Origin of the sequence: Paenibacillus sp. 2KB_22 (assembly GCF_052115745.1) — a bacterium.
GTDB lineage: Bacteria > Bacillota > Bacilli > Paenibacillales > Paenibacillaceae > Paenibacillus.
On sequence record NZ_JBFRHG010000003.1, the window covers coordinates 103956 to 124870 of the forward strand.

19 protein-coding genes are annotated in these 20915 nt (G+C 46.3%); 17 read left to right on the forward strand and 2 right to left on the reverse strand.

The window, feature by feature from the left end:
- Positions 1–48: 48 nt before the first annotated feature.
- Positions 49–930 (forward strand): AAC(3) family N-acetyltransferase, encoded by an 882-nt coding sequence (locus AB4111_RS19445; protein WP_442032844.1) that lies wholly within the window; start codon positions 49–51, stop codon positions 928–930.
- Between the two features lie 401 nt (positions 931–1331).
- The gene (locus AB4111_RS19450) at positions 1332–3026 is read left to right on the forward strand and encodes a diguanylate cyclase (RefSeq protein ID WP_442032845.1); all 1695 of its coding nucleotides are present in this window, start codon (positions 1332–1334) and stop codon (positions 3024–3026) included.
- Between the two features lie 76 nt (positions 3027–3102).
- Here the strand turns inward: AB4111_RS19450 and AB4111_RS19455 are convergent, their stop codons facing one another.
- A complete protein-coding gene (locus tag AB4111_RS19455) occupies positions 3103–3450 on the reverse strand; it encodes a helix-turn-helix domain-containing protein (RefSeq protein WP_442032846.1) in 348 nt (115 codons plus the stop codon).
- A 163-nt stretch (positions 3451–3613) separates the two neighbouring features.
- On the opposite strand from AB4111_RS19455, the gene AB4111_RS19460 reads away from it, so the two are divergent.
- The 14 genes from AB4111_RS19460 to AB4111_RS19525 all read left to right on the forward strand — a co-directional run bounded on the left by AB4111_RS19460 (position 3614) and on the right by AB4111_RS19525 (position 16126).
- Positions 3614–4474 (forward strand): DNA-binding protein, encoded by an 861-nt coding sequence (locus AB4111_RS19460; RefSeq protein ID WP_442032847.1) that lies wholly within the window; start codon positions 3614–3616, stop codon positions 4472–4474.
- 130 nt (positions 4475–4604) lie between these two features.
- Positions 4605–5804 (forward strand): WXG100 family type VII secretion target, encoded by a 1200-nt coding sequence (locus AB4111_RS19465; protein WP_442032848.1) that lies wholly within the window; start codon positions 4605–4607, stop codon positions 5802–5804.
- A gap of 2 nt (positions 5805–5806) precedes the next feature.
- Positions 5807–6217: a hypothetical protein gene (locus tag AB4111_RS19470; protein ID WP_442032849.1), complete on the forward strand. Its 411-nt coding sequence runs from the start codon at positions 5807–5809 to the stop codon at positions 6215–6217.
- An 18-nt stretch (positions 6218–6235) separates the two neighbouring features.
- Positions 6236–6724, forward strand: a complete 489-nt coding sequence (locus AB4111_RS19475) for a hypothetical protein (protein ID WP_442032850.1) — start codon at positions 6236–6238, stop codon at positions 6722–6724.
- A gap of 55 nt (positions 6725–6779) precedes the next feature.
- Positions 6780–7247 (forward strand): hypothetical protein, encoded by a 468-nt coding sequence (locus AB4111_RS19480; RefSeq protein WP_442032851.1) that lies wholly within the window; start codon positions 6780–6782, stop codon positions 7245–7247.
- 104 nt (positions 7248–7351) lie between these two features.
- On the forward strand, positions 7352–7681 hold the full coding sequence (locus AB4111_RS19485) for a hypothetical protein (protein ID WP_442032852.1): 330 nt from the start codon (positions 7352–7354) through the stop codon (positions 7679–7681).
- Positions 7682–7745: 64 nt separating this feature from the next.
- Positions 7746–8243: a hypothetical protein gene (locus tag AB4111_RS19490; protein WP_442032853.1), complete on the forward strand. Its 498-nt coding sequence runs from the start codon at positions 7746–7748 to the stop codon at positions 8241–8243.
- A 60-nt stretch (positions 8244–8303) separates the two neighbouring features.
- Positions 8304–8825 (forward strand): hypothetical protein, encoded by a 522-nt coding sequence (locus tag AB4111_RS19495; RefSeq protein WP_442032854.1) that lies wholly within the window; start codon positions 8304–8306, stop codon positions 8823–8825.
- A gap of 237 nt (positions 8826–9062) precedes the next feature.
- Complete coding sequence (nikA, locus tag AB4111_RS19500) at positions 9063–10613, forward strand: nickel ABC transporter substrate-binding protein (RefSeq protein ID WP_442032855.1); 1551 nt, start codon at positions 9063–9065, stop codon at positions 10611–10613.
- Entirely contained in the window at positions 10613–11560 is a 948-nt protein-coding gene (gene nikB, locus AB4111_RS19505) for a nickel ABC transporter permease (protein ID WP_442032856.1), read from the forward strand. Before nikA ends, nikB begins: the two co-directional genes overlap by 1 nt.
- Positions 11557–12411, forward strand: coding sequence for a nickel transporter permease (gene nikC, locus AB4111_RS19510; protein ID WP_210110307.1), 855 nt, complete (start codon positions 11557–11559; stop codon positions 12409–12411). Before nikB ends, nikC begins: the two co-directional genes overlap by 4 nt.
- A complete protein-coding gene (locus AB4111_RS19515; RefSeq protein WP_442032857.1) occupies positions 12408–13208 on the forward strand; it encodes an ABC transporter ATP-binding protein in 801 nt (266 codons plus the stop codon). Before nikC ends, AB4111_RS19515 begins: the two co-directional genes overlap by 4 nt.
- Positions 13205–14218 carry an ABC transporter ATP-binding protein gene (locus AB4111_RS19520; RefSeq protein WP_442032858.1) on the forward strand — a complete coding sequence of 338 codons (1014 nt, stop codon included), beginning with the start codon at positions 13205–13207 and terminating at the stop codon, positions 14216–14218. The genes AB4111_RS19515 and AB4111_RS19520 overlap by 4 nt, the downstream gene beginning before the upstream one ends.
- A 402-nt stretch (positions 14219–14620) precedes the next feature.
- Positions 14621–16126: a malate:quinone oxidoreductase gene (locus AB4111_RS19525; protein WP_442032859.1), complete on the forward strand. Its 1506-nt coding sequence runs from the start codon at positions 14621–14623 to the stop codon at positions 16124–16126.
- A gap of 235 nt (positions 16127–16361) precedes the next feature.
- On the opposite strand, the gene AB4111_RS19530 is transcribed toward AB4111_RS19525, so the two are convergent.
- Positions 16362–19457, reverse strand: coding sequence for a hybrid sensor histidine kinase/response regulator (locus AB4111_RS19530; protein ID WP_442032860.1), 3096 nt, complete (start codon positions 19455–19457; stop codon positions 16362–16364).
- A 177-nt stretch (positions 19458–19634) separates the two neighbouring features.
- On the opposite strand from AB4111_RS19530, the gene AB4111_RS19535 reads away from it, so the two are divergent.
- Positions 19635–20771: a response regulator gene (locus AB4111_RS19535; RefSeq protein ID WP_442032861.1), complete on the forward strand. Its 1137-nt coding sequence runs from the start codon at positions 19635–19637 to the stop codon at positions 20769–20771.
- Positions 20772–20915 lie beyond the last annotated feature (144 nt).

Consider the following 20915-nt stretch of genomic DNA (forward strand, 5'->3'; position numbering starts at 1 on the left):
GCTTTTCCATCGAAAAGAGATAAGAAATGTAGGAGGTAAGGAAAGGATATGTACACAAAAGAAAGCTTGATGCAGCAACTAGAGCAGCTCGGTTTGGATCGCCAAGGTACGTTGCTTATGCACTCTTCAATGAAGAGTTTGGGCGAGGTTGAAGGTGGAGCAGATACGGTGCTGGATGCCTGCAGCGATTATATGAAAGACGGATTGTTGGTGCTTCCCACTCATACGTGGTCTACCATCAATGCGGATAACCCAATGTTCCACGTGGAAAATTCTGTATGCTGCGTAGGGATTCTGCCTGAGCTTTTCCGTAAACGTCCGGGCGTGGTTCGTTCGTGGCATCCTACGCACTCGGTAGCGGCACTGGGGAGGGATGCAGAGGCATTTACGAAGGACGATCATCTCTTCGATACACCGTGTGCGAGAGGTTCAGCATGGGGGAAACTGCTGGATCGGAAAGCGACGATCTTGTTAGTGGGCGTTGACTTGAAGCGGAACACATTTATCCATGGCGTCGAAGAGTGGGTGGACATTCCAGGCAGAATGACGGACGAGCATGAGATGCTTTATTCGGTTTTACCGGATGGAAGCCAGATTTCAGTACCGTCCCGCAGACATAGTGGGTTGCCGTGGTCGGAGCATTTCTGGAAAGTAGACGAGGTATTGGTTCGCGAAGGTGCAATGCGTAAAGGACAGCTCGGTGATGCCGTTGTTAGAGTGTGCGATGCGGCTAAGACGTCAGAGGTAATCACGGAGTTGCTGAAGGAGAATCCAGACCTATTCTCGGACAATGAACCATTTTATTCCCCTAAATATGAATCTGATCTGGTCGGGATGAGTCATGAAGCATATCTCAGAAACGAGACACGTTATAAGCAACAATTGGAGCTGTTGATCGCTGAGAAGCAGGTCGTTGAAGGCGAACGTTGACTTGGTCATGAGCAAATCATAGCCAAAGTACGGGAAGAGTAGATGTCCCCGATCAGAAGGTTAAGTACTACTGCCGGAGAGATAAACTCCGCGAATGATATGGGTTATTTGAATCAAACCAATTGCTGGCTGGCCGCTCCGTTGGATATGGGCGGTTTTTTTGGTGGAACAGTCAGATTCCTTCACAAAAACGCAAAATAGATCAGGATTTCGATCAGAGGTTGGTCAGACTTCCAGTGTATGGGCTACTCACCCTTATGGTGGTGTGATAAGATATGGTTAAATTAACCAATGTTTGACGTAGCGGTATTGTATAGGTGTTTATTGAAGTTTTATATAGGTATCCCATAGAATTATGAGCAATCACGTTGTCATTGTAGCATCTAAGAAGGAGAAGATTCGTGAACCCATTAGTATGGTATGATCTCTTTTTATTCGTCCTATTGTTCGGTGTAGGTGTATATGTGTTTGCTACGGTTAGAATTACGAACTTACATAAGGTGTACTTTTTGTTTCACGGGTTAATGATGCTCTGGCCTTTCTGTCAATTTGCCAGTACACTCACGGATGATTCTGGTCTGCAGTTGTTCTATGTCATGTTGTCTTTCGTTGCGGTCTCTCTGCTTGGGAGCGGGTGGCTTCTACTGACGATCTTTATTACCGGTTACGCGGAGCGGTTGAGTGCAAAAGGAACCTTCCTGCTATTTGTCCCTGCGGTGATCGGGGCTATAGGTGTAGTCGCAAATCCATGGAACGAGTTCGTCATTCCCCTGGAGGGCGGGTACATCGAGCGGGCTTACGGCCCTTGGTTCTGGGTTGTGATGGTTATTCTGGTGAGCTATTTCTTGGCTTCCCTCGTCGTTCTGTTCCGGGCGGTGTATTCATCGCAGACGTCTGCTATGATCAAAAAACAGGTACGGATCACCCTATGGGGCATCTTGGTCTTGGCTGTCTTTGCAACCATTGATGCGATTCTGAATGTGGTTCTAGCCCGCTGGTTGCCAATCATTCCTGGCATGACTTCGCTGGGGATCTTTCTGTCAGACCTGTTCTTCGTCTATGTAATCAAAAGATACAATGTGTTTGATCTGGTCTCCATCGCGCATGAGGACGTAATCAATACGATTCCATATGGCATCCTCGTACTGGATGAGAATGAAGTCATTGTTGAAGCGAACAAAGCCTCACGATCCTTTATGGATCTACATGTGGGGGATTCTTTTGATATGGAGGTATTTCTGGAGTCTGTTCAAGTTGTGGGCAGCTGTCAAGAGTTCGTGAATCATTATAAGAAAAAAGAAAATACCCTCTCTCATATTGAAGTGATCGTGGAGCGGGACAACAACATTCGGCACTATATCCTGCAATCGTCTCCGATTGTGGATTCGGCCCTTGTGCCGATTGGTCATATTCTTACGTTCCAGGATGTCTCGCAGGAGCGCTTCTATGTGAAAGAGATGAATCGCCAGAACGTAACACTTCAGGAGCGCAATCAGGCGCTAGACTTGATACGTCAGGAGTTATCCGAGGCCAATCGCAAACTGGAGGAACTCGCGCTGACAGACAGTTTAACCAACTGTTATAACCGCCGTTATCTGACTCAACACCTGAATCATGAGGTTATTACCAATATTCAATATAAAACACCATTTTCACTCCTGCTGCTCGATATCGACTACTTCAAAGCGATCAATGATCGCTACGGACATATCATCGGCGATGAAGTGCTCGTCCACACGGCAGAGGCGGTCAAACAATCCATACGCAGTACCGATATTCTGACGCGTTATGGCGGGGAGGAGTTCATGGTCTACCTTCCGCACACGGAGCATGATTTAGCGAACCAGATCGCGGAGCGCGTGAGAACAGCAGTGGAGTCCAACCGCATTATGGTGGATCACGAGATTATGCAGGTATCCATTACGATTAGTATTGGGATTCTGTCCTTTGAAGACTTTGAAATGGAGCATGTACCGGACAATCCAGAAGGGTATTTGACGCAGCTATTCGCTGCGGTGGATAAGGCGCTGTATCAGGCGAAGCAGAATGGGCGGAACCGGGTGGAATTTGGGGTGTTTGAGCGGGGAGTTGTTTGAAACTGAGAATAAGAGAAGAGTGGAGGTGTACTCCACTCTTTTTGGGTATTAAAGAATGATGTTGATACAACTATATTTAATCGGAATTCTTATGTGATTTTTCGATAGCATTTAAAACTTCTTTGCTAATTTTGGTCAATGATACGATTGTATCTATATTTTTGCCGCTTATTAAAGTTATATGTTCATCCAAGGCTCTTTTGTACTCAGAGTCTTCTTTGAATTTAAAGATTTCTTCAGCAGTGACCTGCAATCCATTCATTATTTTCTCAAGAGTCTCCAAAGAAATGTTACGATCTCCCCGTTCAACTCCACCAATATAGCTGTAATGAAGACCTGCTGCTTCAGCTAGTTGTTCCTGAGTCCAGCCTTTTGCCTTCCTTAACTCACGTATTCGATTTCCTACGTCCTCTGGTAAACTCATTTGATCACCTCCACTTAAGGTTAGAAGAGGTTATAGTATCCTTACAGACTAATATGTACAAAGTGTTATCTTGAATAAAAGTACTTATAAGTACAATTTATATTGATCTTCTTTTGATTTATCTATACAATTATAAAAAAATGGATAATTAAGGAGGATATCTTTGCGGAAATCTATCCTAAGATCACTCAAACCGGACATCATTGTTGAAATGTTGGACATGGCTGTGGCTTTTGAAAATTGGAACAAGGTGATGGAGAGGGCGGACATGCTGTATCAATGCGTGCAGTCCATCCATGAAGAGAGGCAGGAGTATCAGTCAAAGGGAGTGCCTGCACCACATATACACATCGAGCGGCCCTTGGTCTATTATTACGGGCTAAGTCACTTAATGCGGGGTATGGCTCACCAGAAGATGGGACAGGTAGATCAGGCGCGGGCATGTCTCGATCAATATGCAGAACTGGGATCAACGGAGGATCTGGATGAGGTAGGCATGCAGGTGGTGCAGGAGTTCAGGCATAAGGCACAGGTGAATCGGTATGCTCTTGAAATTGAAGCCGGGCAGATGGAACTGCTGGAGGAGTTTGTGAACTTTTTGCTTGAACATCCGGAGGAATGGTTGGTGGGTCTGAAAGTCATTACGGAAGCAGCAGTGCGGCATAGATGGCAGATTGATTGGGTTTTACATATGTTTGAGGATCAGATACAGGGCGATGGCACAGAAATGGCTTCTTCAAACAACGATTATATGTATCATTACTGTTATCAGCGGGCTTTGTACGAACAGTGGAAGGGAAAGACCACAGGAGGCCGTGGAGTTCATTTTGCAGGCGATCAGGTTAGCGGACAAGCTTGGGTTGGATCGGTATGTTATAAGGTGCACAACATTGTTGGAATCATTGCGGGAAGAGGCGGCAGGGGAACAGATCGGACGTTATCGGGTGATGTTGGAGGAAATGAAGTAGGAAAGGTATTTACTGAAACTGGTAGGATATGCCTTGAAGTGGGTATATGCATATAGGACCATAGCACCGATGAGGAGCACAGCTTGTGTTTTTACCATGGTGAAATCAGGATGTTAGCCGGATAGTTTACATATTAGACTTCTGCTAACATAGGATAATCCTATTTCGAGTGAGCGGAGAAACATTATGAGTACAATCAAAGTTACCCCTGAACAACTACATCACGTATCGAATCAGGTGGATCAGGCCAGACAACAGTTGGAGAGTATACGAAGTGATCTGATGAGACAGATCATGTTCGTTCAGATGATGTGGATGGGCGCGACGCAGGAGCGATTTTACTATGAGTTCGAGCAGTCACGACCTATACTGGATAAAGCGCTGGAGAGTATGGTGAATACATCCAAGGAATTGAAGGATATCGCCACGCGTTTCCAGGATGCAGATGCTCAGAAGGGAAGTCTGGGTGGTGCAATTGGAGCTGTCGGTGCCGCAGCTATGATGACCAAATCATCAGGTGATTCAAGTTCGGGTGATAAGGGATATCGGATGGCGCAAATCAATATGTTCGGTAAATTGGTCTGGATGCCTGTCAACGAGAATGGTGTTGCGGATCAGGCTTCTCTTCAGGCTTATCAGAGGGATCAGGGAAATCTGGACTTTAATCGCATGCAAGCTGTGAACGTTGAACCGCCTGGTGAAGATATTTTTGCGTTACAGATCAAGGCATTTGAGATGGGGATTCATCCTACGACGGGCGAGCCTGTATCAGATAAATATGCTCAGATGATGGTTGCGTCTCTGAAGTTTAGTCAGATTTTCATGGCAATTCAGATGGTTCGTGGGAGTATGCCGGGACGTTCAGGACCATTTAAAACGTCGTCATCTGGTTTGACATCTAAGATTCAAAATAATATAAAGAAGGCTGAACAAAATTTAGGGGCTACACATGGAAAAGTGAATTCTAGTTCAACTATTAGTAATAAATTCCCAAATGAAGACTTTCCACATGACGGCAAAGTGCTCACATATCATTTAGAAAGTGGAAGAATAAAAGGAATTGATGGTAGAACTGAAGTTGATTTCGTTATCAATAAAAATGGAGAATTAATCATTGGGAAGCGACATCATACATTAGGAGGACGGGAAGAAGTCCTTGCTGCTGGGCAATTAAAGATTAATGGTCAAGGAGAAGTAAGAAAGATTACTAATCAGTCAGGGCACTACCGTCCTTCTCCGGAAGAATCAAGTATGTACGCTGACTTGCTAAAGAACGCAGGTGTAAAGGTGAAGAGCTCTTGGCTTGAACTTTATAAGTTTGAAACAGACAAAGATGGTTATGTTGTAGACTCCAAACCAGTAATAATAAAGAAATTAAAGGAGTGATCATGTTGATCAAATATATGGACTTAGATTCTTTTAAGGAATACTTATTAAAAACTGTAGATGAATTATCCACCTATCATAACGAAGTACTGGGTGAAAACAGTAAATTCATAATTACTCCGATTGAGGAGCGGGGTAAATCTTTAAATTCTACAGACGAATATCTTTACCGGGGAATGTTGAATTCGAATAATTTAGATGGACGCGAGTTCGATATTGATTCTGTTATAAGGATGTTGGGTTGTAGAGTACCCTTGTGCCCCCTTTGGATAAAAGTTTTGCTTAAAGAGGTCAGGGCTGAAGCACCTGTAATTGAACTGCAGACGAGTTTAAGATTTCGTAAACCAAGTTTGTTACAAAACCAAGAAACGGGACATCCTCCGTTCATAGCAGTTCTAGAGTCCTTAAACTAATAAAGAAGAGGATAACTAATGGGAACCACTGCATTTTTCTTAACGGAGCGTGAAAAGTATACGCCAGAAAAGTTTTTGTCTGACACTATGATTGCAGCGTTTAACTCCGACAACCGGATTATTTTTGATAATCATAAAAACCTTGAAAATGGAAAATTCTCTTCTACAACGTTGAACATACTGGCTCATTCCTACAATAGCGATGAGAATAATCATCAATTCATTATGTATGTGAAGGCAAAGGAAAATAAGAGTGTAATATTCAGTGACTATGAAGATCTTGATTTGGATCCTAATCACGAACTCATTCGAGTGGGTACAATAGAAGAAGTGTTTGGAGCAGAAGAGGTCATTCTTCGTTTCGTTTATGAATATCTGATTTTTAATAGATCCGACTATTTTTGGGTGTCTGATTACGATTGGGTCTACACTTGGGAAGACATACAAAAGATATATTCAATGCCTTATGACTCTGATTGGTGCTATAAAGATCCGAAAATGATTTGAAAATTGTAACCTAGATTCCGTCTACATTTTTTATATGGTTCCCGGAGGGAATAGTATGGATTTAGCATTGTTCCTATTTTATAAAGAAGACACGAAGCAATTAGCAGATTTATTATTGAGTTCTCTAAAAGATTTTTCTCAGGAGACTTATATGAAATCGAGGGACGATTATTACAGGATTGCCAATCCTAACTTCTCAGTTATCGCACAAGACGATGATGAGTTAGTGAGTTTTACGAGAGAAGAGTTGAATATAAATATTAATTATTGTACCAATATTTCCGTTTTCTCACGCTCACCCGAAGAGGGATTACAAATCATATTCCAAGCGATTAATACTCTAAAGGACAAATTAGATGAGGATATTGCATTGACAGATAGTGAAACTGGTGTGATCTTTCTGCGGTTTGATGGTCAACTTGTCATTAATTCGCATTGTAGAGAGAACCCTGATATCTATGACTGGCCTTATGATTTACTGGATGGAAACTTTATTGAGAAGGATATGGCAGGGTTGATTTAAGAAGCCATTTTTCATGTGATAACGCAGTTGCTAGAGGACTGCGTTATTTAGTCGTTACCTCGTACGTAGCTCTAATAGGTTAATAATCGATCAGGAGGGGAATAATGTCCGTAGGTCTATACAGATATAACGGTGATATGGAAGACCGGAATAGTGAGCTGACACTCAGTGAGAATATTGCTACTCAGGAATTTTATGATGAGTACTGGGAGGTAGCAATACATGAATTAGGAATAATCCTGATTCGGGATGGATCTAAAATATATTTTCACCAATTAGAAGCTGCTGTGGTTGAGTTAAAACGATTAAGTGAGTGGGCAAAGGAACATTTAAACGGGAGTGAGTTAGATTATATGACGGGTAGAATTGAAAATTTACTAGATATATTGCCTAGCGCATTTATTAGTGAAAGTACAATTCTGTATATGTTCTGAGGGTGATAGCTTGATGTGGGAATTTATTAGAATTGAGTAGTTGTCTCTATAGGGGGAGGTATTAATGAATCAATTATATAAAGGTATAGAAAGGATAAACAGCATCAATTGGAGTACTTCCGGTGGAACAGATGAGCCCTCAAACATGGCATTATTACAGGAGTATATTAGAAGAGCAGCACTATTGACCACTACATACCATTTGAAAACATCGTATCCCTTCTTCAACGCTTCTCGTGCGTTCGGATATGACGTTGATCTGGATATAACTGAAAAATGTCCTAAATTAAAGGGATTGAAAAATGGTTTCTTAAAAGGGACGTGTGAAGCATATTTGGAATGGCTGTTATTAGTTGATTCCGGTAATGAAATTGCTTCGGAGTTTCATGATTTGTATGAACCTTTGATTCTTTTAATTGAAAGAGGAGGAACCATTAGAAGAAAGCATGGTGAGATTATTACAGGTGGTTATGCTTTTCCTCTAGCAAATGCCGAATACATGTCTAAACAGGCACCAATTGATATAAGTGATGAGGGACTGGAGGCCTGGTCGCACCAGTGATTTCTTAGATAAGTCGTATAGCTCTAGCTCAAGCATTAAAAAGGTTAGAGGAGTGAGAGCATGAATTTTTATATCGTTGATATAAAGGACTACTATGACACGGAAATAATTAATTATGACTTTACTAATCTAAAAGATTGGGGCATAAGTGAAGAGAATGCTCTATTTTTAATCGACATAGGAGTTCCAGAACAATATGATGATTTTTCCTTTTATGAATCTGATGCTTTCCAAGTGAAAGTTATTGAAGGAGAGGAATATATTCAGATTGGTCACTTCGCAAGTTATGGTATGCGTGACTCGTATGGTCTCTATCTAAAACAAGGGAGCGATATGTTTTTCGCAACGTCTTCATTGGATAAGTCCAACGTATATATGCTCAACAAGAATTTGGGAACCTTCTTTTTGTTTCATCTAATTAGAAGTGAACTGGCAACTAAAATGAGACTGGAAGGTACATATACCTCAGATGAGTATGCCGGAGGACTTCGTGGTTATTTTGAGAAGATTGATCCGATAGCAATGGAGAATGTCGAAGGTTACTGGTCACATCTGCTGGAAGACTACGAAACTGGGTTGTAACTCTTCGAGAAAATCTTGCATGGTATCACCTGTAAACAATCCCGGAATGCAAATGAAAGGCCCACTAATAAAGCCCTCATATGTAACCAAAAACATGAAGAATCCGCTCTCATCCGAGAGTCGGATTTTTTCTCGTTTCACCACCAACATAACTCTTGTCAAAACGTAATCATTACGATATGATAGTACTCATTGTTTAGATCATAATGATTACGATTAAGAGAGAGGGGCATTACCTTGAATAAAAAGACGCCACTGCTAGCGCTGGTCTCCTTGGCCTTGAGCGCTGGACTGTTGAGCGCCTGCGGATCATCTGAGTCCAGTCCCGCTGCGCAGCCATCCACCGATAATAAAAATGTTCACTTCCTATATAACTTCTCCACCAGTTCACTAGATCCACATGTGGATTCCAGCTACGTGCCGCTGCGTGCGGGCATTACAGAGACTTTGGTGCGTCTCGATGAGGAGAATCTGACGGTGGCTCCATGGCTCGCTGAGAGCTGGGAGAGTGAGGACGGACAGCACTGGACGATCGATCTGCGAGATGATGTGACCTTCCAGAACGGCAAGCCAATGACGGGTGAATCCGTTAAGGCATCCCTTGAACGTGCACTGGAAGAGAATGTAGCGATCCAGAACGCACTGAAGATCGATACGATTGAAGCCGAGGGCGACAAGCTGGAGATCACCACAACTCAGCCGTTCCCGGAGTTCGCTTCAGAGCTGGTGAATCCCAACACGGCGATTATCGACGTGAGTGAGTCGGACGTTGTGAACAAGCCCATTGGTACGGGCCCGTTCAAGCTGACTTCTTTTACCCCAGGCAGCAAGCTGGAATTGGATCGATATGATGAATACTGGGACGGAGCATCGCCTCTGGATTCCATCACGTTCTCATTCAATGAAGATGCCAATGCACGCACACTAGCGCTCAAATCTGGACAGGTAGATATCGTATACCGCCCAGAAGTCGAGAGCCTCGAATCGCTCAAAGCGATAGACGGCATGACGGTTGAGTCTACATCGACGTTCCGCGTGCATCAGTTAACGATGAACATGCAGCGGGAGAGTATGAAGGACCTTAATGTCCGTCGTGCGCTAGACGCGCTGATTGATCGTCAGGGCATCGTGGACACGATCCTGCTCGGCTACGGCGAAGCAGCCATCGGACCGTTCCTGCCATCGCTGCCATTCGCGCCAACCTATGCAGAGACGGCTACGCAATCCGGGCCTGACGCCGCAGTGAATTATCTTCAGGAAGCGGGATATACACTGCAAAACGGCGTGATGACCAAGGACGGTAAACCGTTGCAGCTGACGCTGCTGACGTATTCGTCTCGTGCCGATTTGCCGCTGATTGCCCAAGTGTTCCAATCTGATGCGAAGAAGATCGGGATTGACGTGCAGATTCGCCAGATCGACACACCGGAAGATTATATGGCATCCAACCGCGACTGGGATATTGCAACGTACAGTAATCTGACCGCTCCTCGTGGGGATGCCGGTTACTACCTGAATGCAACGTACCATCCCAAGGGTGCTCTTAACTTCAGCGGATCGGAAGATCCGGAACTGACCAAGATCATCGACGAATTGAATCTCACAGTTGCACCGGAAAAGCGCGCAGAGCTTGCCGAGAAGGCAGCCAACTACGTGCATGACAACGTGCTGAATTCATTCGTGCTGCATCCGGGTACGATCGTTGCCTATAACGGCAAGAAGATCAAGAACTGGGTTACCACTCGCAGTGAGTATTACATGATTACCAATAAGCTGGATGTGATGTAATGTTTCGCATTTTGCTTCGCAAGTTCCTTGAGGTATTTATTTTTCTGTTGTTCATCATGTTTGTGAGTTTCCTGTTCATTCGTCTGGCTCCGGGTGATCCGGTGCTGACGATCCTGAACGTGGACGAACTGTCTGTCAGTCAGGAGCAGGTCGAAGCTGTACGTGAGGAGATGGGCTTCAACGATTCGCTTCCTGTCCAGTTCGGCAACTGGTTGCTCGATTTTGTTCGGCTCGATTTCGGTGTATCGTATTCGACAGGCCAGCCCGTCATGCAGACCCTGATGCGTGCGCTGCCAGCTACGGCTGAACTGACGATAGGCGCTCTACTGGTCATGCTCGTCATAGCGATCCCGCTCGGCTCGCTGTCGGCGCTCCATCGTGGCAGTTGGATTGACCGGGGCAGTCGGATGCTCTCCATTGTGGGTGCGGCGGTGCCGAGTTTCTGGCTGGGTCTGATCCTGATTGACATGTTCGGCGTACGCTTTGGCAATCTGCCGACCATGGGTCGAGATGGATTCACATCGCTTATTCTGCCATCTCTGACACTGGGACTTGCCATCTCCAGCGTTTATGTGCGTCTTTTGCGTTCCAGCCTGCTAGATTCACTAAGTCAGGAGTTCGTCCGCTCTGCCCGGGCAAGAGGGGTATCCGAAGGCCGGATCTTCATGCTTCACGCGTTTCGGCACAGTCTGCCGCCTGTGATTACGGTATTTGGCGTCAGTCTTGGCAGCCTGATTGGCGGAGTCGTTGTGATTGAAGTGTTGTTCGCTTATCCCGGTATCGGCAAGCTTGTCGTTGACGCCATCCGCCAGCGTGATTATCCACTGATTCAAGGGTACATCCTGATCATGGCTGTCGTGGTATTCCTTGTGAATACGGCGGTTGACCTGTCTTATCGTTATTTGAATCCTGAAATGAAACTCAAGGAAAAGGAGGCCCACCGATGAAAACCATACCCCTGCCCATTCCAACTGCAAAATCTAAAAAACATAGCTGGCAGGCGATCATTGGTCTGTTGTTTGCACTGCTGGTCATCGGGGCCTCCTTATATGCCTTTTTATACTTAAAACATGACCACACCTTAACCGATCTGCGTGGACGATTGCAGGGGGCAAGTGCTCTCCATCCGTTCGGTACCGACCATCTGGGACGCGATGTTATGACACGTCTGCTGCTTGGCGGCGGTCAAACGTTGGGTTATAGCTTACTGGCACTCGGCGCTGCACTGCTGATCGGTATTCCATTTGGTTTGATCGCAGGATACAAACGTGGCTGGGTCGATAAACTGTTCATGCGGATTGCAGATGCCTTTCTTGCTTTTCCCGATACCATCGTGGCGATTGTGCTCAGTGGCCTGCTGGGGGCGGGAATCGGTAATCTGGTGTTGGCGATTGTGATTGTAAAGTGGGTTAGTTATGCACGTCTCGTTCGAAGTACGGTTTTATCGGAGTCCCAAAAGGATTACATTCGCATCGCCCGGACCAACGGACTATCCGACGGTCGCATCATGAGAAAACATCTTCTTCCACATATCGCAGGGCATGTGCTCGTGCTGGCCAGTCTTGATCTGGGCAAAATCATCCTGCTCATCTCATCATTGTCCTACATCGGCCTTGGCGCACAACCGCCAACACCTGAATGGGGAGCGATGCTGAATGACTCACGGCCTTACTTCCAGTCTCGGCCAGAGCTGATGATCTACCCGGGCCTCGCTATTGTCTCGGTAGTCCTGCTTGCCAACATGCTGGGCGACTATCTGCGAGACCGCTTTGATGTGAAGAAGGAGGTGCAGCCATGATTCTCTCCATTGAGGAACTGAGCATTTCCAGCCGAGATCGCACTATTGTAGATCAAGTCTCTCTGGCTGTTCGCGAAGGTGAATTCATGGCACTCGTTGGACAGAGCGGTAGCGGCAAAAGCTTGCTCTCGCAAGCCATTGGTCGTCTGTTGCCGCCCAACCTGCACGCGTCAGGACGAGTCATGTTCGAGGGCAGCAACCTGCTCGAACGAAAGCCAAAGGAGATGCGAGCCCTGCGGGGATGCCACATCTCATATATTTTTCAAGACTATCAGGGAGCGTTTACGCCATTTCGCAGTATTGGTGGGCACTTCGATGAATACCAGAAGGTTCATGGGGAGAAGTCTTCTGCCATCCGCAAGAAACGAGCGGAGGAAGCGTTGGAATCCGTTGGTCTTGGTGCGGAATTATTGCGCCGCTATCCGTTTCAATTGAGCGGTGGACAGCTTCAGCGGGCCTCCATTGCTACCTCGCTGATGCTGTCTCCTCGTCTGCTGATCGCTGACGAAGCGACAACGGCACTGGACAGTGTATCCGGGCATCGCGTATTGGAACTGCTGGCACGCAAACAAGCGGAGACGGGCTGTGCGATTCTGTTTATCACGCACGACTGGCGTCATGTTCGCCGCTATGCCAGCCGCTTGGCTGTCATGAAGGAAGGACAGATCGTCGAATCGGGCGGCAAGCATCGCATTCTTGACCATCCCCAGCATGAATATACGCGCCAGTTAATCGAGGCAGCTCCCGTTCTGAACCGCTCACTGAAGTCGGGATTGAAGGAGGCAGGAACAGAATGAAGACGACTTCAAATGAAGAACGCCAAGGATTTGTGCAGTCTGACGAATCCAATGTGCGAGTTCATGACCGTGCTAAAGGCGCAAACCATACAGAGATAGACAATGCAGTTACAGACAATGTGGTCATAGATACTATAGATACAGATCAGGCAGTCATAAATGCTACAGATACAGATCATGCCGATACAGATGCGGAGCTAGAGAGATCCATTGCAAAGACTTCTTCATCATTCAGTATCTCCGCAGACCCCGTGCTTCAGGTGGAACATCTCAGCCGAACGTATGCAGGTGCAGACCGAGCAGCTGTGAATGATATTTCCTTCACTTTGAACCGCGGCGAGTGCCTTGGCCTGGTTGGCGAGAGCGGCTGTGGCAAGAGTACACTCGCCCGCTGTCTGCTGCGGATTGAAGATGCAGATACAGGCTCGATTACACTGGGCGGACAGGATATCGCGCGGCTGAGCGGCCGACGGTTGCGACCTCATCGGCGAAAGATTCAGATTGTATTTCAGAACCCGATGGCTGCATTGAATCCAAAGCTCAAGATTGCCGACTCGCTAATCGATCCGTACGAACAACTTGGACGGGGCGCCGAGCTTTCTCACTTTACCTACACGTCGAAGGACGCTTACGTGCAAAAGCTGCTTGAAGCGGTCGAACTTCCTAGCGATTTGGCTGGACGTTATCCGCATGAGCTAAGTGGTGGACAGCGTCAGCGGGTCACGATCGCACGTGCCATTGGCATTGAGCCGGACGTTGTCGTTCTGGATGAGCCGACGGCCAGTCTGGACGTGATCTCGCAAGGTGCCGTTCTGCAGTTGCTCACCGATCTGCGGACATCGCTTGGTCTTTCATACGTGTTCATCTCGCATGACTTGGCCGCGGTACATCGCATGAGTCAGCGCATCATCGTTATGAGGGAAGGTCAGATCGTTGACCGTTTTGGCGCAGATGCGTTGTTCGCTGAAGAACGCCATCCGTATACAAAGGAACTGATTTCGATCTTCTGAGTACTTCCTGAAACGCCGCATAGGCTGTCATGCCCATTCCCTTTAATTAAAGAGCCGCTTAGCGAAACATTCGAGAGCGGCTCTTCGTGCATCCATTTTCAAGGCTATACAACATTTGATTCCCTAAGTCCCACTAAAACCGGGCTCCTTTCTTTGTTTTGAACAAATATATCTTTCAGGCCTATAACCGGGCTAACGTTCCGATGTAAACTAGCGTATACTGATGGAATAGCAAATATCTTGAAATTGCATATTTAAATTGCTCTATATTATTGATACACTAGATCAAGGTTATAATCATTCAGAGAAGGTGCGACCCCGTTCAAGAATGGGCTTGCTGCAAATGCCAAATCGATAACGCTTACATCCTTTTGGCAAATATAGGATATAAGGACGGTAGACATGAGCCAGGGACAAACGAGTACAGATGTTATCTTGATTGGTGCCGGAATTATGAGTGCAACTTTGGGAACTTTGCTAAAAGAATTGGCACCAGACTGGAATATTAAGGTTTTCGAAAAGCTAGCCAATGCAGGAGAGGAAAGCTCCAACGAATGGAATAATGCCGGAACCGGGCATGCTGCATTGTGCGAACTTAACTATACCGTTGAACGACCAGACGGAACCGTAGATATTAGCAAAGCGATTAAAGTGAATGAACAATTTCAGATCTCAAAGCAATTTTGGTCCTATCTCGTCAATAGCCGTCTGATTCGTAATCCGCGGGACTTCATTATGCCGATTCCTCATTTGAGTTATGTACACGGAGAGAGCAACGTCCAGTTTTTGAAAAGACGTTATGACTCCTTGTCGAATCACCCGCTGTTCGCAGGCATGGAATTCTCGGATGACAAGAAAGAGCTGGCGAAATGGATGCCGCTGATGATGAAAGATCGTACAAGTAATGAACCTGTTGCAGCGACCAAAATTGACTCCGGTACGGACGTTAACTTTGGTGCTTTAACGCGTATGCTGATCAGACATTTGAAGGAACAACACGTGGGTATCCACTACGAACATAGCGTGAAGAATATGAAACGTACCAGCGATGGACAATGGGAATTATCCGTGAAAAACCTGAAGAGTGGTGCAGTCGAACGCCATAAGGCAAAATTCGTCTTTATCGGTGCGGGCGGAGGAAGTCTGCATCTGCTCCAGAAGACGGGCATTCCGGAAGGTAAACATATCGGCGGATTCCCGGTCAGTGGCATCTTTATGGTGTGTAAAAATCAAAAAGTCGTGGAACAGCATCATGCCAAGGTATATGGCAAGGCTTCGGTAGGGGCTCCGCCCATGTCCGTTCCACATCTGGATACCCGGTTTATCGACAATAAGAAGTCGCTGTTATTCGGGCCGTTTGCCGGGTTCTCGCCGAAGTTCCTGAAGACGGGTTCCAATGCTGACTTAATCACGTCGGTTAAGATGCATAATCTGCTTACGATGCTCGCAGCAGGTGTCAAGGAAATCTCTTTGACCAAATATCTAATTCAACAACTCATGTTATCCAAAGAACAGCGTATGGCAGAATTGCGTGACTTTGTTCCGGGTGCGAAGAGTGAGGATTGGGATATGGTTCTGGCAGGACAGCGTGTTCAGGTCATCAAGGATACCGTCCAAGGTGGCAAAGGTACGCTCCAATTCGGTACGGAAGTGGTCACGTCTGCAGATGGAACAATTGCGGCTTTGTTAGGTGCATCACCTGGTGCATCCACCGCAGTTCAGGTCATGCTTGAGATTCTTCAGCGTTGCTTCCCGCAGCATATGGAGGCATGGGAGCCGAAGATCAAGGAAATGATTCCATCCTACGGCATATCCCTTGTGGAGAATCTGGATCTGCTCAAAGAGGTTCATTCTTCAACAGCCAAGGCACTGGGATTATCGGATGAAAAACATGTCCTGCACGTATAACCATTTATCTAATCGTGTTAGATCATATAATTAAACCAAAGAAAAGAGCTAAGCCGGGATGAAGCCCGTGCTTAGCTCTTTTTTCGTTTTATTTGATATGACTGAACTTGGAGTTGAACCTGAAGATGAATATAAGTATGTTCTTCACTATCGCGCTTATCTTAGACTTTACGCGAAGCAACGGATACGGACTAAACTGAATGCCCGTTGTAGCGTTATAGAACTATCTTATCACTCAGACTCCTGTGCTGCGGTCCAAAGGGATGACAAAGGATACTTTCGTGCCTTGGCCCGGTGAACTGGCGATGGTCAGTCCTTGTCCGTACATTTGGGTCAACCGGCGATGTGTATTGGTTAATCCAATGCCTCCAGTTCCGCCTGGACCTTTCTTGGGCCACGCCAATGCCCGTTCGATCTGCTCAGGTTGCATCCCTACGCCGTCATCCTCAATTTCGATTACAGTACCCATTGTTTGATGAATGATCCGAATATGCACGGTTCCACCCTCAACTTTGCTTAGAACGCCATGCCGAACGGCATTCTCAATGAGCGGTTGAATGGTGAGTGGAGGCAGGGATAGATCAAGTTCATCCGGAATATCCCAGATGACGTTCAACCGGTGCATGAATCGTTCTTTCTCAATGTAGAGATAGGCTCGGGAGAGATCCAGCTCGTGAGTCACCTCAACCATTTTCTCCGAATTGACAAAATGAAAGCTGGTCTGCAAGTACTCGATAAAAGCATCGCCCAGTTTCTGCATGCGTTCTGTGTCCATCTCGCTAAGAACCATGATTGAATTAAGCGTATTAAAAAGAAAGTGTGGCTGGATCTGTGCTTGTAAGTAAGCAGCCTCCATGCGCAGCCGCTCATCGATGGATTGTTTCAGCACAATTAGGGATGAAATGCGGTGCCTCAACTCAACGGCATCAACGGGCTTGGTGACATAATCCGTAGCGCCGGCCATGAATCCGGCGTACACATCGGCTGGCTCATTCCGGGCCGTCAACAACAGAATCGGAAGCTCTGATACCGAATATCGCTTGCGCACGTTCTCAGTCAATTCATAGCCCGACATATGAGGCATCATGACATCAGCAATCAGTAAGTCCCAGGGCTCCGTATCCAGTAACGCAAGGGCCTCAAGCGCGGAGGACGCAGGTTGAATGTGATAGGGTTCATTCGCTAGCATGGAGATTAGCACTCGCAGGTTTACAGGATCATCATCAACGGCAAGAATGCGGGCGACAGTCTTATCATGAGAAGTGGATAAGGTCTGCTGCTGCGGCTCTGCAATCGCGATTTCATCAAAGCTGTGAGCCTCCCATCGCTGTTCAGTCTGGTCAGCCAGCGATGCGGTATCTTCCCGTGGAAGCGAGATCTGGAAGCTTGATCCTTGCCCAGGTACAGATTGTACAGTGAGCTGGCCGCCATGGAGTTCGGTGAGCTGCCTGCTGATATTGAGACCGAGGCCGATTCCTCCGCTTAAACGAGCCTCTGGGGTCCCCTGTTCATAGGCCTCGAATATTCGCTGCTGTATCTCCTCACTTATGCCAACACCTGTATCCGAGACTTGAATTAAAATGCTTTCCCCATGTTCCCGGACAGATACGGTAATCGTACCTTCATCGGTAAATTTGAGTGCATTATGCAACAAATTGTAGAGAACCTGAACAAGTCTTCTCTCATCGGCCTGGATAAGTGGAAGTGTATCTGGAATGTCCACCTCCATATGGACAGGCTTGCCCTCTGCCATGAATCGGAACATGCCGATCACGCCTGGAATGACAGATGCAAGAGATAAGGGTTTCTTCTGAAGCGTAATCCGCTTCTCCTTCAGGCGAATCACGTCAAGGAGATCATCAACCAGTTGGGACATGCGTCGGCCAATGGTAACCAACAGTTTCATGTCTTCTGCTTGCTGTCCGCCTGATTTACGCCGTTCACGGACCGCGATGCTCTCCGCAATATTGATGATGCCATGCAGCGGTGTACGCAGTTCATGAGCTGTATTCACAAGGAACTGATCTTTCTGTCGATCCTCCTCTTTGAGCTGTTCGTACAACTTCTCGATCTCACTTGAATTGCGGAAGTATTTTCGGAACCAATAGGCAGAGAAGCCGAATATGGCTGCGATCACATCAATGGGGTAATACACGTTGGTAATTTCGTTACGCGAATTCACGATTCCCCACAATACGCTGGATAAGCTACTGGTTGCCGCAAAGAGCAGAAAGCTTGCGTCACTTCGCTTCTCCGCTGCCATTCGGAAGAACAGGTACACAGACCAGCCAATGGCAAACAGGTAAAGGAAATCAGATAGTCCAATTTTAAGGACATGGTAGATCAAGGTCACCGGTGCGATTAGCAAAAATACACAGTACACACCAAGCACGCTGGCGTAGATACGAAACAGTTTACGGCCTTGTAGACTATGGGAGAAACTTCGAGCCATCTGTAGAAGAAAGAATGCGAACAATGGATAGGAAAACGCTTTGGCCTTGACGATCCAGGTGAAGTTGAGAGGAATCCAACTCAATAACAGATTGTCATGGTCAGAGGTGACCGTTAGGGCAGCTACCAGTGTTAGCATCGAGAACGTCAGCAGAGCTCGTTCCTTGCGGATAAACAGGAACATAATAAAAGCGTATAAGCTGTGCAAGATCAGTATGGCGAACGTAATCTTTTGCAGATCAATAGATAATCCCCGTTCACTTCCAATGGCTTCTGGAGAGCCGAAATAGAGAGAGCGCGTGATCCCTCCGCTATAAGGGTCATCAAAGTTAGCTGTCTGCACCAGAAGATTGATTTCGGCGGAACCGCCAAGCGCATAGGAAGTCGCAAATGCAGTCCTTTCCGGTCGATAGGCTTCGGCATGGGTGGCGGGTTGACCAAATTTGGCAACAATGGTCCCGTTCATCTCGATAATGGATGAAGTCTGGATTTTCTGAGCCCAGAGAGAGACTTCCGTCACGGATGGATCTACAAGTATGCGAAGACGGTATGTTCCATATCCAAATGATGATGAGGATTGGGGTAACACATTCCGCCAGTCACCGGGAACTTGTATGGGTGTGGATGAGTGGTCTGCTACTTTTATATCATGATTAGAGATTAACGCATGGGGGTAAAATTCCCATTCTCCATCCAGGGATATGGGTGAAGCGTTGGCGAGGTCCCAGCCTCGAAGGTCCAGCACGCCTTTAGCGGGTTCAGGATGTTTGGGTATAGCGAAAGACTCAGACCATATCCAGCGAAAGCCAAGCAAAATAGTCAGGAATAGAATCGACAACAATACATATCGGGGTATCTTTTTATAGGTTAATAGTTTCATGGCAGACTTTAGTTTTCGACAGTTTACTCCAAATTCCTGCATGCCCTCTGGTAATGAAGAACATTTTTTTCAATACCGGAACATAAATTCTATATTCAAATGATAGCGGTACCACATCAGGATTTATGGTAAAATTATAGATTAAAGGATGATCAGTGAGCCAGAGGAGTTGTGCATATGAGAGTGATTTTGGTAGATGATGAATATCTCGCTCTGAGCAGGTTGAACAAACTGTTGGAAGAGAGAGAGGATTGTGAAGTTATCGGCTCTTTTTTGACGGCACAAGAAGCCATCGATCAGATCGAACTTCATCTGCCGGAAATCGTCTTCATGGACGTACAGATGCCGGGGATGAACGGGATTGAGGCGACCGAACGGATCCATGAGGTTTCTCCTGGAACAGAGGTTATTTTTACAACAGCCTATAACGAACATGCACTGACGGCCTATGGGCTTGAAGTGCTGGACTATATTATGAAGCCTGTAACGCGTGACCGTTTGGAGAAAACGATGAAGATGTATCAACGCCGAACGGTGCCAGCAAGTCTGAATATAACAGAAGGGCCATCCATGGTCATCCGCTGTCTGGGAATGCTTCAGGTCCAACTGCATCCGAACGAGCCGCCAAAACATATGAAGTTCAGAACAACCAAGATCAGAGAATTATTCGCCTATTTACTCCACCATCGGAACAAACCGATTAAGCGGGACACGCTGCTTGAACTGTTGTGGCCCGAGTTGGATGAGCGGAGAGGCATATCCAATCTGCATAGTGGCATCCATCGCTTACGCAGCATGATGAACGAATTCATGGGCGAAGACAAGATGTTCATCCGCTATCAGCAGTTTGGTTATCTTCTGGAGACGGGAGAATTCAGAATTGACGCGGAAGAATGGGAGAATCGGCTGCACCTATTGCCTTTATTATCTTCTTCCACAGTAGTCGAACATCGGCAGACCTCAGATCAGTATGAAGGCAAATATTATGGCGAGGATGATTACGTATGGGCCGAACTGGAGCGTCAGCGCTTGCATGCCCTTTGGCGTAACCACGCCATGCAGCTTGCACAATACTATATTGAACTGGAACAGCACACGGATGCACTCACGTTATATCATCGGGTTCAGCAATTCGAGCCTTCATTGGAGCAAGTTGGACTGGCGTTAATGAAAACCTATGATCGATTAGGCAATAAAGATCCTGTGATCGCTCAATATAATCAGTTGGTTACTGCATTAGAACAAGAGGCGGGCCTCCGTCCTGGGTTGGAAGTGGAGTTGTGGTACCAGCAATGGAAACATTTAAATATGTAATTGGATATAAACAGCCTTGCAGCTTCATGTGCAGGGCTGTTTTTTTGGTTGAATTTGCTGGCGAAGGGTTTGGTAAGAGTTTGGTAAGAGGCTTTGTGTAGAATAAGTGCGATGTGGTGAGATTCCACAACGGAGCACAGATCA

Bases quoted from the DNA above. Each gene is read 5' to 3' on its own strand.
- AB4111_RS19475 (WP_442032850.1), top strand. From the start codon at position 6,236: ATGGGAACCACTGCATTTTTCTTAACGGAGCGTGAAAAGTATACGCCA.
- AB4111_RS19490 (WP_442032853.1), top strand. From the start codon at position 7,746: ATGAATCAATTATATAAAGGTATAGAAAGGATAAACAGCATCAATTGG.
- AB4111_RS19525 (WP_442032859.1), top strand. From the start codon at position 14,621: ATGAGCCAGGGACAAACGAGTACAGATGTTATCTTGATTGGTGCCGGA.
- nikB (WP_442032856.1), top strand. From the start codon at position 10,613: ATGTTTCGCATTTTGCTTCGCAAGTTCCTTGAGGTATTTATTTTTCTG.
- AB4111_RS19530 (WP_442032860.1), bottom strand. From the start codon at position 19,457: ATGAAACTATTAACCTATAAAAAGATACCCCGATATGTATTGTTGTCG.
- AB4111_RS19495 (WP_442032854.1), top strand. From the start codon at position 8,304: ATGAATTTTTATATCGTTGATATAAAGGACTACTATGACACGGAAATA.
- AB4111_RS19470 (WP_442032849.1), top strand. From the start codon at position 5,807: ATGTTGATCAAATATATGGACTTAGATTCTTTTAAGGAATACTTATTA.
- AB4111_RS19480 (WP_442032851.1), top strand. From the start codon at position 6,780: ATGGATTTAGCATTGTTCCTATTTTATAAAGAAGACACGAAGCAATTA.
- AB4111_RS19465 (WP_442032848.1), top strand. From the start codon at position 4,605: ATGAGTACAATCAAAGTTACCCCTGAACAACTACATCACGTATCGAAT.
- AB4111_RS19485 (WP_442032852.1), top strand. From the start codon at position 7,352: ATGTCCGTAGGTCTATACAGATATAACGGTGATATGGAAGACCGGAAT.
- AB4111_RS19535 (WP_442032861.1), top strand. From the start codon at position 19,635: ATGAGAGTGATTTTGGTAGATGATGAATATCTCGCTCTGAGCAGGTTG.
- AB4111_RS19520 (WP_442032858.1), top strand. From the start codon at position 13,205: ATGAAGACGACTTCAAATGAAGAACGCCAAGGATTTGTGCAGTCTGAC.
- AB4111_RS19515 (WP_442032857.1), top strand. From the start codon at position 12,408: ATGATTCTCTCCATTGAGGAACTGAGCATTTCCAGCCGAGATCGCACT.
- AB4111_RS19455 (WP_442032846.1), bottom strand. From the start codon at position 3,450: ATGAGTTTACCAGAGGACGTAGGAAATCGAATACGTGAGTTAAGGAAG.
- AB4111_RS19445 (WP_442032844.1), top strand. From the start codon at position 49: ATGTACACAAAAGAAAGCTTGATGCAGCAACTAGAGCAGCTCGGTTTG.
- nikC (WP_210110307.1), top strand. From the start codon at position 11,557: ATGAAAACCATACCCCTGCCCATTCCAACTGCAAAATCTAAAAAACAT.